The organism is Tabrizicola flagellatus (genome assembly GCF_008271465.1).
Taxonomy (GTDB): Bacteria; Pseudomonadota; Alphaproteobacteria; order Rhodobacterales; family Rhodobacteraceae; genus Tabrizicola; species Tabrizicola flagellata.
The window spans coordinates 52,627-68,325 of the sequence record NZ_VMDU01000017.1 but is presented as its reverse complement, the minus strand read 5'-3'; the positions used below and the strand labels follow the sequence as shown (position 1 = coordinate 68,325).

The following is a 15,699-nucleotide window of genomic DNA, read 5'->3' as shown; positions in this document are numbered from 1 at the left end:
CAAGTAGTGAAGCTGACACTCACATCATCGGGTTTCCCCTAGTGAGCCGATATGCAAACGTCTGACGCCGATCCGCGACAGACCGCCCGCATATCCCTTCATGAACCATATCTGTCAAAGAGCACGGACACAAAACACACAGCACGCCAGAACTTCCGGCTGTACTGCCATCCTGCCTCCGAAGATTTCGCGGCGTTTCACCCCCGCTTCCGATCCGTCCCGCCGCCGTTTCCGGCCCCGTTCCGTTTCGGTGAGGGGGCTTTTAGTCCCGGGCTTTCGGAGCCGCAAGCGGAAAATGACGGGAAGATGACGATTTTTGCGAGAACCGCATTTTCTAACGTGAAATCAAAGTATTATCTCGCCCCGCCGGCCATGCCGGACGGGTCGTGCGTCACCCTGCCGCCCGCAATCGTCAGCGCGATTCCCGTCTTTCCCATCTGTTCGGCCGGAATCGCCTCGATGTCGCCGTCGATCAGCACCAGATCGGCTGCAAGCCCCGGACGCAGGGTCCCCGTCAGCCCTTCCATATGCGCAGCCCAGGCCCCACCTGCCGTATAGGCGCGCAGGACCTCCATCAGGCCCACTCTCTCATCCTGGCACCCCTCGTAAGGCACCCGCGTCAGCGCCGCCTGGATGCCGCGCATCACGCTCACATCCGTCACCGGCCAGTCGCTGGCAAAGGCCAGCGGTGCGCCATGCTCGGCCAGGGTCCGGGTCAGATAGGCGTCCTTCCAGCGATCACGATGGAACACGTGCTCCATCGTCGACATCGGGAAATCCATCGCCCCCGGCGGATGCGGCGGCTGGACGGATGCCGTGATCCCCAGCGCCCCGAGCCTTGGCACGTCGGCCCGGTCGATCAATTCGATATGCTCGATCCGGTGGCGCAGGTCGGGCCGGCCCGCCGCCTCGTAGCCGTCGATCGTCTGCCGCACCGCCCCGTCGCCGATGGCATGGACCGCGATCTGCAGGTCGCGGCGCGAGATTTCCCGGCAGATCTCCTTGAACCGCTCCGCCTCGAACAAGGGCGCGCCCCGTTCCGTCGTTCCGGGATAGTCGTGCAGCATGTAGGCGGTGCGGCTGTCCACGACCCCGTCCATGAACATCTTGACGAAGCCGCTCGTCACCCAGTCGCCGGTGAACTCCGCCGCCATGGCCGAGGCCCGGTCGAGCTCCGACAGCTCCATGTGCGGCTTGAAATGGAAGGGAACCTTGACCCGCGCGGTCAGCCGCCCCTCGGCCTCCATCTCCTTCAGCAACACGCAGGTATAGCGGTTGCCGTCCATGTTCACCATGCTGGTGATCCCGTGCATCGCGCAATGCGCCAGCCCCGCCGCGACCTTTTCCTTGTCCTTCGCGCGCTGCCCGGCATCAGGCCAGGGCTCCGGCTCGCCCCCCGTCGCGATCCCCAGTTGCAGGTGCAGGTCCCCGGACAGCGCCAAGACCGGACTGAACGCCTCGAACTCCAGAAGCTCCCCGGTCGCCGTGCCGTCCTGCCCCATCACCACGACATGACCCGGGGGCATCGCCGCCCCGTGCAGGATACCCGCCGCCTGCAAGGCCGCCGTATTGGCCCAGACCGTATGATGGTCCGGCGCCATCATCGCGATGGGCCGGTCGGCGATCACCCGGTCCAGATCGTGCCGCGTGACCGGATGGTCGAGGATCTCGTAGGCCGCCCCCTGCGCCATCACCAGCGGCAGGCCGGGGTTCTTCGCCGCATAGGCCCGGAACAGCCGCGCCAGGTCGTCGAAGCCCGAGACGCCACCCAGCTGCAGCTGCGACAGCTCGTTCCCACCCAGCACCAGATGCAGGTGGCTCTCCACGAAGCCCGGCAACAGCGTCCGCCCCCCGGCATCGACCACCCTGGTCGAGGGCCCCGCCAGCGCCTCCACCTCGGCCCGGCTTCCTACGGCCAGGATGCGCCCCCCCGCGAACGCCACCGCCTCGGCCCGGGGGCGCGCATCGTCCATCGTCAGGACCTTGGCATTGGTGATCAACATCTCAGGCTGCATGGCCCACCCTTTCATCTGTCCTCAAATATCCCGGGGGTCCGGGGGCTGGCCCCCGCTCCGCCCTCAGCCCCGCGCCACACGCTCGGCCATCACGCAGAGCATCTCGAACATCAGGCTGATCCCCAGCCAGGCTGTCCCGCCCGACGGGTCGAACGGCGGCGAGACCTCCACCAGGTCCGCCCCCACCACATCAAGGCCCCGAAGCCCCCGCGCGACCTGCAAGGCCTGCCAGCTGGTCGGCCCGCCCACCTCGGGCGTCCCGGTCCCCGGTGCGAAGGTCGGGTCCACGAAATCGATGTCATAGGTCACGTAAACCGGCTCCTGCCCGACGATTTCGCGCGCCTCGGCCATAACATCCTCGGGCCCCCGCGCATGGAACTCCGCGATCGGGATGATGCGGATGCCGTTCGCCGCAGCGAAATCCCAGTCCTCGCGGCCATAGGCCGTGCCGCGAATCCCGATCAGGACATAGCGTTTCGGGTCGATCAGCCCCTCCTCCACCGCCCGGCGGAACGGAGTGCCGTGGTTGTAGCGCGAGGTGCCGAAATACACGTCGTTCAGGTCGGTATGGCTGTCGAACTGGATCATGCCCACGGGACGCGCCTTCGCCACCGCCCGCAGGATGGGAAGCGAGCACAGATGATCCCCGCCCCCGGTCAGCGGCCGGATCCCCGCCGCCACGACCTTCTCGTAGAAGGCCTCCATCCGCGCCATCGAGTCCATCAGGTCCCCAGGGTTCGGCGCCACGTCGCCGAGGTCGGCACAAGCCGCCAGCTCGAACGGCGCCACCCAGGTCGCCCCGTTCACCGCCCGGATCATGGTCGAGAGGTCGCGCAACTGGCGCGGCCCATGGCGCGGACCCGGCCGGTTCGTGGTCCCCCCGTCCCAGGGCGCGCCGATCAACCCGATCTGCACCTCGGCAAAGCGCGGATGGTCGAACCCCACATGCGGCAGCCTCATGAAGGTCGGCACCCCGGCAAAGCGCGGCAGGTCAAAGCCCGAAACCGGCCGGAAAAATGCGTCCACCATCGCAGGACCCCCTGATTCCCTGCCGATCTGACCATCCCGGCCGCGCCCTGTCAGCCCCGCTTGCGACATTCGTCCCGGGGAAAACTGCCACCAGACCAACGCGCCCCTTGACCGGACCTGCGCCTTCCTACCTTATCGGGTCACCCCCTTTCCCAAGGAAGCCGCGCATGTTCTCCAAGACCTCCGACCCGACCTCCGCCCCGGCCGCGCCCGCTGCCCCGCGTCCCTCGGCCCCCGGCTCGAACTCGGCGCGCTCGGTGCTCGGGGCCGACCTGCGCATCACCGGCGAGATCACCTCGACCGGCTCGGTCGAGGTTCTGGGCGAGATCGACGGCAACATCACCGCCAACGGGCTCATCATCGGTCAGGAAGGCCGGGTGAAGGGCTCGGTCAACGCCCATACGGTCGAGGTGAAGGGCAAGTTCGACGGCAAGGTCGCCTGCGAAAGCTTCACCTTGCGGGCAAGCTCGGCGGTCAAGGCCGATGTCACCACCGCCGCGCTGGTGATCGAAAGCGGCGCGCAGATCGAGGGCCGGTTCCTCAAGCCCAAGGCCTGAGTTGCCGAGCTCCCTTCCCCCCGCCCCGCTGACCTGCGACGTGCAGGACGGTATCGCCACCGTCACGCTGGCCTCTCCCGGTACGCTGAACGCGCTCTCGACGGCGATGCTGGCCGCGCTCGGCGCCGCGTTCGAGCGGATCGCCGGGGATGATGAGATCCGCGTCGTGATCCTTGCCGCCGAGGGCAAGGCCTTCTCCGCCGGCCACGATCTGAAAGAGATGCAGGGCTTCCGCAGCGCCCCCGACGGCGGCCGCGCGCAGTTCCAGGCGCTGTTCGATCGCTGCTCGGCGGTGATGCAGCAGATCGCCGCCCTGCCCCAGCCGATCATCGCCCAAGTCCAGGGCGTGGCAACCGCCGGCGGCTGCCAGCTGGCCTGTTCCTGCGACCTCATCGTCGCGGCCGAGACCGCCCGTTTCGGCGTGAACGGCATCAACCTCGGCCTCTTCTGCTCCACTCCCGCCGTTGCCCTGTCGCGCCGCCTCGCCCCCGGCCTGGCCTTCGAGCTTCTGACCACGGGCGAATTCCTGCCCGCCCCCCGCGCCCACGCGCTTGGCGTGGTGAACCGGCTGGCCCCGCCCGAGGCGCTGGCCGAGGATACCCGGACGCTCGCCCGCCGGATCGCCGCACAGGATCCGCAGGCCATCCGCATCGGCAAGCGCGCCTTCCGCGCGCAGCTTGCCCTGCCGCTGGACCAGGCCTACCGCGTCGCCGGCGCGGCGATCGTGGAGAACGCGCTTCTGCCTTCGGCGGACCGGGGCATCCAGGCCTTCATCGACCGCCGCTGAGGCTTCGGCGACCTCCTCGTTCGACTGCGTCTCCTCGTCGGGGTGCCTTGCGAGGAGGGACGCAGTCACCGACGAGCCGCCGCCTGCACCGGGACTAGACCGCGTAGATCTCGCCGAACTTGGCCTCGAGATAGTCCAGCAGCGGCGCCTCCGAAGGCTCGAACCCGCAGGCCCGCCGCACGACATCCCGCGGCTCGTAAAGCCCTCCGTGGCGTTGCAACCGCTCGCGCAGCCAGCCGGTTGCGGCCGACACATCGCCCCTGGCCATCATCGTGTCGAGGCCCGGCACCTCGGCGCGCAACGCCTTGACCAGGCAGCCGGCATAGACATTGCCCAGCGTGTAGGTCGGGAAATAGCCGAACAGCCCGCAGGACCAGTGGACGTCCTGCAGCATCCCGTTCGACGGCCGGTCCACCGCCACCCCGAAATCGGCGCGGAAGCGGTCGTTCCAGGCGGCTTCCAGATCGGCCACGTCCAGGTCGCCGCGGATAAGTGCGCGTTCCAGATCGAAGCGCATCATGATGTGCAGGTTGTAGTGGACCTCGTCGGCCTCGGTGCGGATGTAGCCCGGATGCACCCGGTTCACAGCCCGGTAGAAGGCATCCGCATCCGCGATGCCGAAGTCCCCGAAGATCTCCCGCATCCGGCCGAACAGCCAGCCGGTGAAGGCGCGGCTGCGACCCAACTGGTTCTCGTAGGACCGGCTCTGGCTTTCGTGCACCCCCATCGACACGCCCTGCCCGATGGGCGTCAGCGCATAGGCCGGGTCGATCCCCTGTTCATAGGCGGCGTGGCCGACCTCGTGGATCGTGGAATAGAAGCAGTTGAACGGATCGGTCTCGTTGACCCGCGTCGTGATCCGCACGTCGTGGCCCGACCCCGAGCTGAACGGATGCACCGCCAGATCGACCCGCCCACGCGACCAGTCGTAGCCGAACACCGTCGCCAGCTCGCGGCTCAGCGCCAGTTGGGCGTCCTGCGCGAATGTCCCGACGATGCCCTTCGGCGCCTCGGCTCCCAGCACCTTCTCCCGCAGGCTGACCAGCCGGGGCCGCATCGCATCGAACATTGCCGCGATCGCCGCTCCGGTCATGCCCGGTTCGTAGTCATCGACCAGCGCGTCATAGGGATCGCCCCCCGCCGCCAGCGCCGCGCCCTCGGCCCGCTTCAGGTCCACCACCTTGCGCAGCATCGGCAGGAACCCCGCCACATCCTCGCGCGCCCGGCAGTCAGCCCAGACCCCCTGCGCCAGCGACATCGTCGTGGCGATTTCCTCGGCAAGTTTCGCCGGAACCTTCATCGTCCGCTCGTAGGACCGCCGGATCAGCCGCAGCTGCGCCTCGCCCACCGCATCCGGCGCCCTGGCCTCGGCCAGCCAGCCGGCCAGACGCGGATCGGTGCGCCGCGCATGCAGCACCGCTTCCAGCGCCCCGATCTCCTCGGCCCGCTGCCCGGCCGCCCCCTCGGGCATCACGGTCTCCTGATCCCAGCCCAGCCGTCCGGCCACCTGGGCCAATGCCTCGGTCTGGCGCTGGAAGGCCATCAGTTCATCATACGCGCTCATGCGGTTCCTTCCCGGATCGACCCCGCTACGGGGTATTGCGACAGATGCCGGGCCCGCAGGATCAGCACCCAGAGGATCACCGCACCGATCTGGTGGGTGATCGCGACATGGACATGCGCGACGGTCAGCACGGTGGCAATTCCGAGGCCCATCTGCACGACCAGCATCGCCATGACCTGATCGAAGGCCGCGCGCGTCGCCTGATAGCTCGACCTGCGTCCGCGCAGCCAGACCACCACCCCGAAGGCGAACAGGAGATAGCCCGACATGCGGTGGATGAACTGCACCAGGCCCGGGTTCTCGAAGAACGCATGCCAGACGGGCAGGCTACCCCCCTGTCCGTCAGGCACATAGAAGGCATCGGCCGGAAAGAACTGCCCGTTCATCAGCGGCCAGGTCGGGAAAGCCCGTCCCGCGTCGATTCCGGCCACCAGCGCCCCCAGCAGGATCTGGAGGAAGGCGAAATGCATCAATCCGGTGGAAAGGCCGAACAGCTTTGCCTCCCGCCCCCGCCGTGCCGTCATGAGTTCGGCCTCGCTTCGCCCGAGCAGGAAGACATACCAGGCGATGAACCCCAGGATCACGAAGGCCAACCCGAGATGCGTCGCAAGGCGATAGGACGCCACGTCCAGCATCTCGCCTTCGAGGCCCGAGGACACCATCCACCAGCCGATCGCCCCCTGCGCACCGCCCAGCACGCCCAGAAGCAGCAAGCGCCCGGTCCAGCCCGGCGGGATCTGCCTTGCCAGGGCAAAGCCCGCGAAGCCGACCAGCCAGACCAGCCCGATCACGCGGCCAAGCTGCCTGTGCCCCCATTCCCACCAGTAGATCATCTTGAACTCTTCCAGGGACATGCCCTTGTTCTGCAACTGGTATTCCGGGATGGCGCGATACTTGTCGAACTCGGACTGCCACGCGGCCTCGCTCATCGGCGGCAGCGCCCCGGTGACCGGCTTCCACTCGGTGATCGACAGACCCGAGTCCGTCAGCCGCGTCAGCCCGCCCACGGCGATCATCGTCGCCACCAGGAGGAACAGCGCGACGAGCCAGATCCGGATGCCGCGCCGTGCCCCCTTCGGCCGGGCGTCGATCCCGCCGCCTGCCGGCGCCGGAACGGGTTTCTCGTCTGTCCCGACCTCTTCGAAGATACTGCGCTTGGTGGCCATCCGCTGAACCCTTTCGTCCTGGCCGGGACACTAGGCCCCCCCACCCCCACCTTCAAGGCCCTGCGACGGAACGCTCCTCGTCTCCTTCGTCGCTCGTCGCTTGACGCCCCGCGACGAGTAGCCGAAGGCGCACGAGGAGCATCCCCGAGGCCCATCGGAGGCCCATCGCTTGAGCATCTGCCCCGCTTCCTGTATCCCCGCCTTCTGACCCTGCCCCGAAAGCCCGCAATATGAAGTTCCTCGACCTCGCCAAAGTCTACATCCGCTCCGGCGGCGGCGGAGCCGGTTGCGTGTCCTTCCGGCGCGAGAAGTTCATCGAATTCGGTGGCCCCGACGGTGGCGACGGCGGCCACGGCGGCAGCGTCTATGCCGAGGCCGTCGAAGGGCTGAACACCCTCATCGACTACCGCTACCAGCAGCATTTCTTCGCCAAGAACGGCCAGCCCGGCATGGGCAACCAGAAGACGGGCAAGTCGGGCGAGGACATCGTGCTGAAGGTCCCGCTCGGGACCGAGATCCTCGACGAGGACGGGGAAACCGTCATTGCCGACCTCACCGAGCCGGGCCAGCGCGTCTGCCTTGCCGAAGGCGGCAACGGCGGCTGGGGCAACCTGCGCTTCAAGTCCTCGACCAACCGCGCGCCCGCGCGGGCGAACCCGGGGCAGGAAGGCATCGAGCGCACCATCTGGCTGCGCCTGAAGCTGATCGCCGACGCGGGCCTTGTGGGCCTCCCCAACGCTGGAAAATCCACCTTCCTCGCCGCCGTCTCGAACGCCCGGCCGAAGATCGCGGACTACCCCTTCACGACTCTCGTCCCCAACCTCGGCGTCGTCGGCATCGACGGGCATGAATTCGTCATGGCCGACATTCCCGGCCTGATCGAGGGCGCGTCGGAGGGCCGGGGCCTTGGGACGCAGTTCCTCGCGCATGTCGAACGCTGCAAGGTCCTTCTGCATCTCGTGGACGGCACATCTTCGACGATCACGAAGGATTTCAAGACCATCGTGACCGAACTTGAAGCATACTCCGAGGTTCTGGGTGACAAGCCCCGCATCGTCGCGCTGAACAAGACCGACGCGATGGACCCCAAACAGATCAGCGACCGCCGCCGTGCCCTGGAAAAGGCATCGGGCGGCCCGGTCCACGTCATCTCGGGCGTCTCCGGCAAGGGAATACCCGAGGTCCTGCGCGCGCTCTACGCCATCATCACGGCGCAGGCCCCCGCCAAGGAGTCGACGCCATGGCAACCATGAGGCCGGGCCTGACCCTGTCGGCGCCCGACATCAGGACCGCAAGGCGGCTGGTCGTTAAGATCGGCTCAGCGCTTCTTGTCGACCGCCGGACGGGGCTGAAGCAGAGCTGGCTCTCCGCCCTTGCCCTCGACGTGGCCGAGGCGAAGACCCGGGGAACCGATGTCGTCCTCGTCTCTTCCGGCTCCATCGCGCTTGGCCGCAAGGTTCTTGGCCTGCCCGAGGGGGTGCTGACCCTCGAACAGTCGCAGGCCGCAGCCGCTGTCGGCCAGATCCGCCTCGCCCGCGCCTACGAGGAAGTCCTGGCGCCCCACGGGATCACCACCGCGCAGGTGCTGGTCACGCTGGAGGACACCGAGGATCGCCGCCGCTATCTGAACTCTCGCGCGACCATGGAGACGCTCCTCGGCCTGGGCGTGGTGCCGATCGTGAACGAGAACGACACGGTCGCCACCGACGAGATCCGCTTTGGCGACAACGACCGGCTGGCGGCGCAGATCGCCGTGACGGTCGGCGCGGACCAGTTGGTGCTGCTGTCCGACGTTGACGGCTTCTACACCGCCAACCCGAAGGAAGACGCCAGCGCCACCCGCTTTGATGTGGTGGACAGCATCACGCCCGATATCGAGGCGATGGCCGGCGACCCGATCAGCGGCATGTCGAAGGGTGGCATGAAGACCAAGCTCCTCGCCGCGAAGACCGCCGTCGCCGGCGGCTGCGCCATGGCGATCATGGAGGGTTCGACCCTGCGCCCGCTGAAGGCGCTGGCCGAGGGCGCGCCGCGCACCTGGTTCGTGCCGGCGGCCGATCCGCAAGTGGCCCGAAAGCGCTGGATCAACGCGATGAAGCCGAAGGGCGAGCTGGTGCTGGACGCAGGCGCGGTGACGGCGCTGAAAGCCGGCAAGAGCCTGCTGCCCGCCGGTGTGACCAAGGTGACCGGCAGCTTCGGGCGCGGCGAGCCGGTGGCGATCCTGTCGCCCGAAGGCGTGGTTCTCGGCAAGGGCCTCGTGCGCTATACTTCGGCCGAGGCCCGCAAGATCGCCGGGCACCGCTCGGGCGAGATCGAGGCGATCCTGGGCTATCAGGGCCGCGCGGCGCTGGTGCACCGGGACGACATGGTGGTTTGAACGGGCCCGATTTCTGCAAGGAAATCGGACCGGAAATTTTGAAATTTCCGGCGCGGAGTTTTCGAAAACTCCGCCGCCCGGACGGAAAGGAAGCGCAATGGACGGCCAGTTCACCGACCTGATGACCGAGATCGGCACCAAGGCCCGCGCGGCGGCTGCCGAACTCGCCTGCGCCTCGTCGGAACGAAAGGCCGCCGCCCTGATCGCCGCCGCCGATGCCGTCTGGAACCGCCGGCAGGAAATCTTCGACGCCAACACCCTGGACCTCGACGCCGCCGACCAGCGCGGCATCACCCCCGCCATGCGCGACCGGTTGCGGCTTGACGACACGCGCCTGCGCGGGATCGTCGATGCGCTGCGCCAGATCGCCGAACAGATTGACCCGGTGGGCCGCGTCCTGGCCGAATGGGACCGCCCCAACGGCCTGCACATCCAGCGCGTTGCGACCCCCCTCGGCGTCGTGGGCGTCATCTACGAATCCCGCCCCAACGTGACCGCCGATGCCGGTGCCCTTTGCCTCAAATCCGGCAATGCGGTCATCCTGCGCGGCGGGTCGGAAAGCTTCGAGACCTCGGAAGCGATCCACTCCTGCATGCTCGACGGCCTGAAATCCGCGAACCTCCCCACCGCCGCGATCCAGTTCGTGCCCACCCGCGACCGCGAGATGGTGACTGCCATGCTGCAGGCCACGCAATACATCGACGTGATCGTCCCCCGCGGCGGCAAGGGGCTTGTCGGCCTTGTCCAGCGCGAGGCCCGCGTGCCCGTCTTCGCCCACCTCGAAGGCATCTGCCACGTCTATGCCGACCGCGACGCAGACCTGGAAAAGGCCCGCCGCGTCGTCCTGAACGCCAAGACCCGCCGCACCGGCATCTGCGGCGCGGCCGAGTGCCTCCTCATCGACTGGCAGTTCTACACCAAGCATGGCGGCATCCTGATCGAAGACCTATTGAAGGCCGGTGTAGAGGTCCGCACCGAGGGCGAGCTGCTGAAGATCCCCGGCACGAAGAAGGCGCAACCCGATGATTTCGGGCGCGAATTCCTCGACATGATCATTGCCGCGAAGCTGGTGGACGGGGTGGATCAGGCCATCGACCACATCCGCCGATACGGCAGCCAGCACACCGAAAGCATCCTGACCGAGAACGACTCGACGGCGCAGCGGTTCTTCGAACGGCTCGACAGCGCGATCCTGATGCGCAACGCCTCGACCCAGTTCGCCGATGGCGGCGAGTTCGGCATGGGCGCGGAAATCGGCATCGCCACCGGCAAGATGCATGCCCGCGGTCCGGTGGGGGCCGAACAGCTGTGCAGCTTCAAGTATCTGGTGACGGGCAACGGGACGATCCGGCCCTGAGGCCGCCGAGGCCAGAGCGGGGGCGGCGGACCCTGCCCGCTGCCCTCCGCCCGCATCAGCCGGAAAGTTCTGAACCCGAATTCAGGACCCGCCCCGACCGCCAGCTGTGGTCATGCCCGGAGTTGGCCAGGATCACCCGCCGCGCCTCGGCCGGCGGCATGTCGCAGCCGATCGAGGCGATCGTCACCCGGTTCTCGCCCTGCGGAAAGCCCTGGCCAAGCCGGATCACGGCCAGCTCGCCGGGGGCCAGGGGCGGCGACTGGCCCAGAACACCGGCACGGTCGTGCTCGATCCGGAACCGGACCCGGTCGCATCCGGCCTCCGGGGCGGCAACCAGCAAGGCATAGCTCCGGGTGTCGGATGTCGAGGCGAACAGGACCGTCGTGCGGCAACCGGGTGGCGTGCAGGCCCTGGGATCCGTGTCGGCGTGGGCTGGGTTCGCCAGCGCCAGGCAGGCAATAAGAATGAACCGCTGCATGAGTCACCTTGAAAATGGAAAGATTGAAAAGCCCGCAAGGAATGGGAAAAGGTTAACGCACCCCACGCCCTGCGTCCACCGGAACGGCCCCTGACTTGACCCTGCGGCCAATTTCCGCTATGCGCGCCCCACGCGGCCATATCGGGCCGAGACGCCGGGGCGCCCGGAAACTTGCGTCCCACCATCCATGCGGTCCGATACCGCATCCATAGGACGCTGATGACCAAATTTTCCGACCTCGCGCTGGATCCGCGCGTGCTGCAAGCCGTCTCGGAAGCCGGCTACGAAACTCCCACACCCATCCAGGCCCAGGCCATCCCCGAAGCGCTGACCGGCCGCGATGTGCTTGGCATCGCCCAGACCGGCACCGGCAAGACGGCGAGCTTTACCCTGCCGATGATCACGCTGCTGGGCCAGGGCCGCGCCCGCGCCCGCATGCCGCGCAGCCTGGTGCTCGCGCCCACCCGCGAACTCGCCGCCCAGGTGGCCGAGAACTTCGACATCTACGCCAAGCACACCAGGCTGACCAAGGCGCTGCTGATCGGCGGTGTGGCCTTCGGCGAACAGGACAAGCTGATCGACCGTGGCGTGGACGTGCTGATCGCGACCCCGGGCCGGCTCCTCGACCATTTCGAACGCGGCAAGCTGCTGCTCACCGGCGTGCAGATCATGGTGGTGGACGAGGCCGACCGGATGCTCGACATGGGCTTCATTCCGGACATCGAGCGGATCTTCACCCTGACGCCGCCCAAGCGGCAGACGATGTTCTACTCGGCCACCATGGCGCCCGAGATCGAACGGATCACCAAGACCTTCCTGAAGAATCCGGCCAGGATCGAGGTGGCGCGGCAGGCGACGACCTCGACCACGATCACGCAAAGCCTGATCGAGCTGAAACCCGTGCGCAAGGATCGCGTCTTCGGCGACAAGCGCGCCGTGCTGCGCGCGCTGATCCGCGCCGAGGGCGAGGCCTGCACCAATGCGATCATCTTCTGCAACCGGAAGATGGATGTGGATGTGGTGGCGAAGTCGCTGAAATCGCACGGCTTCAACGCAGCGCCGATCCACGGCGACCTCGCGCAGTCCGAACGGATGAAGACGCTCGACGCCTTCCGCGACGGCTCGCTGCACCTCCTCGTCGCCTCGGACGTGGCGGCGCGCGGACTGGACATTCCGGCGGTCAGCCACGTCTTCAACTTCGACGTGCCCTCGCATCCCGAGGATTACGTCCACCGCATCGGCCGCACCGGTCGTGCGGGGCGTCTAGGCAAGGCCTTCACCATCTCGGTGCCTTCGGACGAGAAATACCTCAAGGCCATCGAAAGCCTGATCAAGGCCGAGATCCCGCGTGGCCCCCTGCCCGAGGGTTTCGAGCCCGACACCCGCGAAGGCAAACCCGACCGCCCCCCGCGTGAGGACCGCAAGGGGCGCGAACGGGCTGGCCGCGGCCGGGACCGTGAGCGCCCGGTGAAGGCGCATGACGAGGTCGCGCCGATGGAGCCCCTGGTGGCCGTGCCCAAGGCCGAAGTGACAGAGGCAGAGCCGCGCGAAGAGGAGCGACGGGAAGAGCGCCGCGAAGAGCGTCGCGAACCGCGCGGCGAACGTGGCGAACGGGGTGGCGAGCGCCGCCGCGACGAGCGGCAGGAAAGCAGGGGCGAACGGCGCGAGGATCGTGGCGACAGGCGCGAGCCGCGCGAGGATCGCCGCGACTATCGTCGTGACCGCGACCTCGGGCCAGCGGTGATCGGCATGGGCGACCACGTCCCTGATTTCATCCTGCGCAGCTTTGCGCTCAAGCCCTCCAAGGCCGAGGATCTGGAAGACGCTTCCGCCACGGGAACCGAAGGCTGAACACGCCGAAACCAGTCAAAAGGGCCCCGTCCACGACGGGGCCCTGTTCGTTTCCGACTGCGCCCTATTCCGCAGCCAGCCGGCTGATGACGACCGTGACTTCCGGCTTCTTGCCGATCTCCTCCATGGCGACCTGGCGGACGACCTTGCGGATCTCCTCTTCCAGCTTGCTGTCGTCGGCCATCACCTTCCGCCCAAGCCGCCCGATGACTTCGTCAAGGTCGGCTTCCATCGTCTCGGCCAGCGGTCGTTCACCGCGTCCAGTGGTGGGCAGCCCCATAAGGTCGACCCAGGGCTCGCCCATCGGGGTATCGGTCTCGTCCAGGATCAGCGTGACGGTGACGACCCCGTTCAGCGCCATGCGGATCCGGTCGCGCACCACCCCGTCCAGTGCCCCGATCAGGGCCGTGCCGTCCAGGTAGAGGCGCCCGGCCTCGACATATTCCGCCACCTCGGGCACATCGCCCGTCAGGTCCAGCATCGTCCCGTTCGGCGCCACGGCCGCCGCGATGCCGCTTTCGGTCGCGATGCGGACATGCTCGGTCAGATGCCGATGCTCGCCATGCATCGGGATCAGCATGTCCGGCAGGACCAGCCGGTGCACATGTTCGAGGTCCGGGCGGTTCGCATGACCCGAGACGTGATACTTGCCGCCCTGGTCGTCGATCACCCGCACGCCCATTTCGGAAAAGGCGTTCCAGACCCGCAGCACGTCGCGTTCGTTGCCCGGGATGGTCTTGGACGAGAACAGGAAGGTGTCGCCCTCCTTCATCTCGATGCCAAGGTATTTCCCCCGCGACAGCTGCGCCGAGGCCGCCCGGCGTTCGCCCTGGCTGCCGGTGACCAGAAGCATCAGGTTCCGCCGCGGCACCTCCAGCGCCTCTTCCGGGCTGACCGTCTTCGGGAAACCGGACAGCACCCCGGCCTCTTCCGCCGCAGAGAGCATCCGCTTCATCGACCGGCCAAGGACGCAGATCGTCCGCTCCGCCGCCCGCCCGGCCTCGGCCAGCGTTTTCAGCCGCGCGACGTTCGACCCGAAGGTCGTCGCCACGACCATGCCGGTCTGGGCACGGATCAACTCGGCCAGCGGTTCGGCCAGCGAGGCCTCCGACCGGCCCTCATGGGTGGAAAAGACGTTCGTCGAGTCGCAGGTCATCACCTTGACAGGGCGTTCGGCGACGATCTCGGCGATGCGGGCATCGTCCCAGCCCTCGCCCACCACAGGCGTATGGTCGATCTTGAAATCGGCCGAATGGAAGATGCGCCCCGCCGGTGTATCGATGACCAGGGCCGAGCTTTCCGGGATGGAATGCGAGACGGGGACGAACTGCACCTTGAATGGCCCGACCTCGACCGTCGCGGGGCGGGGTTCGACCGTGATGATCTGGTCAACCGGCAGGCCAGCCTCTTCGAACTTCAGCCGACCGATGGTAGCCGTGAATCGGCGGGCATAGACTTTCTTCTGCAAGCCGGGCCACAGCGGCGCCAACGCGCCGATATGGTCCTCGTGCGCATGGGTGATGAAGATCGCCTCCAGCCGGTCCAGCTTGTCGTGCAGCCAGCCGACATCGGGCAGGATCAGGTCCACCCCCGGCGAGGTGTCCATGTCGGGAAAGGTCACGCCCAGATCGACGAGGATCAACCGCTCCTTCCCTTTCGGCCCATAGCCGAAGACGTAGGAGTTCATGCCGATCTCGCCGGCACCGCCAAGGGGAAGGTAGATCAGGCGGTTCGCGCTCATGACTTGTCCTTGTTGTAGTCGTTGATCAGGACGAGGCCATGCATGGTCAGATCGTCCTCGATGCTGTCAAATAGCTCGGTTCCCTGGGCGAACAGGCTGGCCAGGCCCCCGGTCGCGATCACTTTCATCGGCCGCTCGCGCTCGCGTCGCACTTCGCGGACGATGCCCTCGATCAGGCCGACATAGCCCCAATACACGCCCGACTGCATGCAGGCCACCGTATTCGTGCCGATGACCTTCGCGGGGCGGGCCACATCGACATGCGGCAGGGCGGCGGCAGCCATGTGCAAGGCTTCAAGCGAGAGGTTCACGCCCGGCGCGATCACCCCGCCGACATAGGCACCGTCCTGGTCCACAACGTCGAAGGTGGTGGCGGTGCCGAAATCCACCACGATCAGGTCGCCGCCGTGCCGGTCATGGCCGGCGACGGTGTTCACCAGCCGGTCGGGGCCGACCGTGGTGCCCTGATCCACGCGCGGCGGCACCGGCAGCTTGCAGTCCGGCTTGCCCACCACCAGCGGGCGGCAGTTGAAGTAACGGTCGCAGAGGACGCGCAGGTTGAAGACTACGCGCGGGACGGTCGAGGAGACGATCGCCTCGGTGATCGTGGCCCTTGTCCCGGTCAGGTTCATCAGGGTCGAGAGCCAGACGAAATATTCGTCCGCCGTGCGCTTGTGGTCGGTGGCGATGCGCCATGTGGCGATGAATCGGGCGCCGTCCCAGATCGAGAAGACGGTGTTGGTATTGCCGCAGTCGATGGCAAGCAGCATCTCAGGC

General features: G+C 67.4%; 13 protein-coding genes. 6 read left to right on the top strand and 7 right to left on the bottom strand.

Going from position 1 to position 15,699, the window contains the following annotated elements; translation table 11 throughout:
- Nucleotides 1-353: 353 nt before the first annotated feature.
- The gene (locus FL625_RS16120) at nt 354-2,015 is read right to left on the bottom strand and encodes an amidohydrolase (RefSeq protein WP_149589695.1); all 1,662 of its coding nucleotides are present in this window, start codon (nt 2,013-2,015) and stop codon (nt 354-356) included.
- Nucleotides 2,016-2,078: 63 nt separating this feature from the next.
- A complete protein-coding gene (gene speB / locus FL625_RS16115) occupies nt 2,079-3,044 on the bottom strand; it encodes an agmatinase (protein WP_149589694.1) in 966 nt (321 codons plus the stop codon).
- 167 nt (nt 3,045-3,211) lie between these two features.
- Between speB and FL625_RS16110 the strand changes: the two genes are divergently transcribed.
- Both FL625_RS16110 and FL625_RS16105 read left to right on the top strand, forming a co-directional pair.
- Complete coding sequence (locus FL625_RS16110) at nt 3,212-3,601, top strand: bactofilin family protein (RefSeq protein WP_149589693.1); 390 nt, start codon at nt 3,212-3,214, stop codon at nt 3,599-3,601.
- A gap of 1 nt (nt 3,602) precedes the next feature.
- Nucleotides 3,603-4,388, top strand: a complete 786-nt coding sequence (locus tag FL625_RS16105) for an enoyl-CoA hydratase (protein ID WP_235019460.1) — start codon at nt 3,603-3,605, stop codon at nt 4,386-4,388.
- Nucleotides 4,389-4,482: 94 nt separating this feature from the next.
- Here FL625_RS16105 and FL625_RS16100 read toward each other — a convergent pair whose 3' ends face one another.
- Nucleotides 4,483-5,952 (bottom strand): carboxypeptidase M32, encoded by a 1,470-nt coding sequence (locus FL625_RS16100; protein WP_149589692.1) that lies wholly within the window; start codon nt 5,950-5,952, stop codon nt 4,483-4,485.
- Nucleotides 5,949-7,118, bottom strand: a complete 1,170-nt coding sequence (gene ctaA, locus FL625_RS16095) for a heme A synthase (RefSeq protein ID WP_149589691.1) — start codon at nt 7,116-7,118, stop codon at nt 5,949-5,951. The genes FL625_RS16100 and ctaA overlap by 4 nt, the downstream gene beginning before the upstream one ends.
- Before the next feature lie 230 nt (nt 7,119-7,348).
- Between ctaA and obgE the strand changes: the two genes are divergently transcribed.
- From obgE to FL625_RS16080, 3 genes are all read left to right on the top strand, one after another.
- Nucleotides 7,349-8,371: a GTPase ObgE gene (gene obgE, locus FL625_RS16090; RefSeq protein WP_149589690.1), complete on the top strand. Its 1,023-nt coding sequence runs from the start codon at nt 7,349-7,351 to the stop codon at nt 8,369-8,371.
- Nucleotides 8,359-9,495, top strand: a complete 1,137-nt coding sequence (proB, locus tag FL625_RS16085) for a glutamate 5-kinase (RefSeq protein WP_200833971.1) — start codon at nt 8,359-8,361, stop codon at nt 9,493-9,495. Before obgE ends, proB begins: the two co-directional genes overlap by 13 nt.
- 97 nt (nt 9,496-9,592) lie before the next feature.
- A complete protein-coding gene (locus tag FL625_RS16080) occupies nt 9,593-10,852 on the top strand; it encodes a glutamate-5-semialdehyde dehydrogenase (protein WP_149589689.1) in 1,260 nt (419 codons plus the stop codon).
- Between the two features lie 55 nt (nt 10,853-10,907).
- On the opposite strand, the gene FL625_RS16075 is transcribed toward FL625_RS16080, so the two are convergent.
- On the bottom strand, nt 10,908-11,330 hold the full coding sequence (locus FL625_RS16075; protein WP_149589688.1) for a hypothetical protein: 423 nt from the start codon (nt 11,328-11,330) through the stop codon (nt 10,908-10,910).
- 219 nt (nt 11,331-11,549) lie between these two features.
- Here FL625_RS16075 and FL625_RS16070 point away from each other — a divergent pair, with 219 nt between their 5' ends.
- The gene (locus FL625_RS16070) at nt 11,550-13,181 is read left to right on the top strand and encodes a DEAD/DEAH box helicase (RefSeq protein ID WP_149589687.1); all 1,632 of its coding nucleotides are present in this window, start codon (nt 11,550-11,552) and stop codon (nt 13,179-13,181) included.
- A 64-nt stretch (nt 13,182-13,245) separates the two neighbouring features.
- Here the strand turns inward: FL625_RS16070 and FL625_RS16065 are convergent, their stop codons facing one another.
- Nucleotides 13,246-14,922: a ribonuclease J gene (locus FL625_RS16065; protein WP_149589686.1), complete on the bottom strand. Its 1,677-nt coding sequence runs from the start codon at nt 14,920-14,922 to the stop codon at nt 13,246-13,248.
- Complete coding sequence (locus FL625_RS16060; RefSeq protein WP_149589685.1) at nt 14,919-15,692, bottom strand: type III pantothenate kinase; 774 nt, start codon at nt 15,690-15,692, stop codon at nt 14,919-14,921. The genes FL625_RS16065 and FL625_RS16060 overlap by 4 nt, the downstream gene beginning before the upstream one ends.
- Between the last annotated feature and the right edge of the window lie 7 nt (nt 15,693-15,699).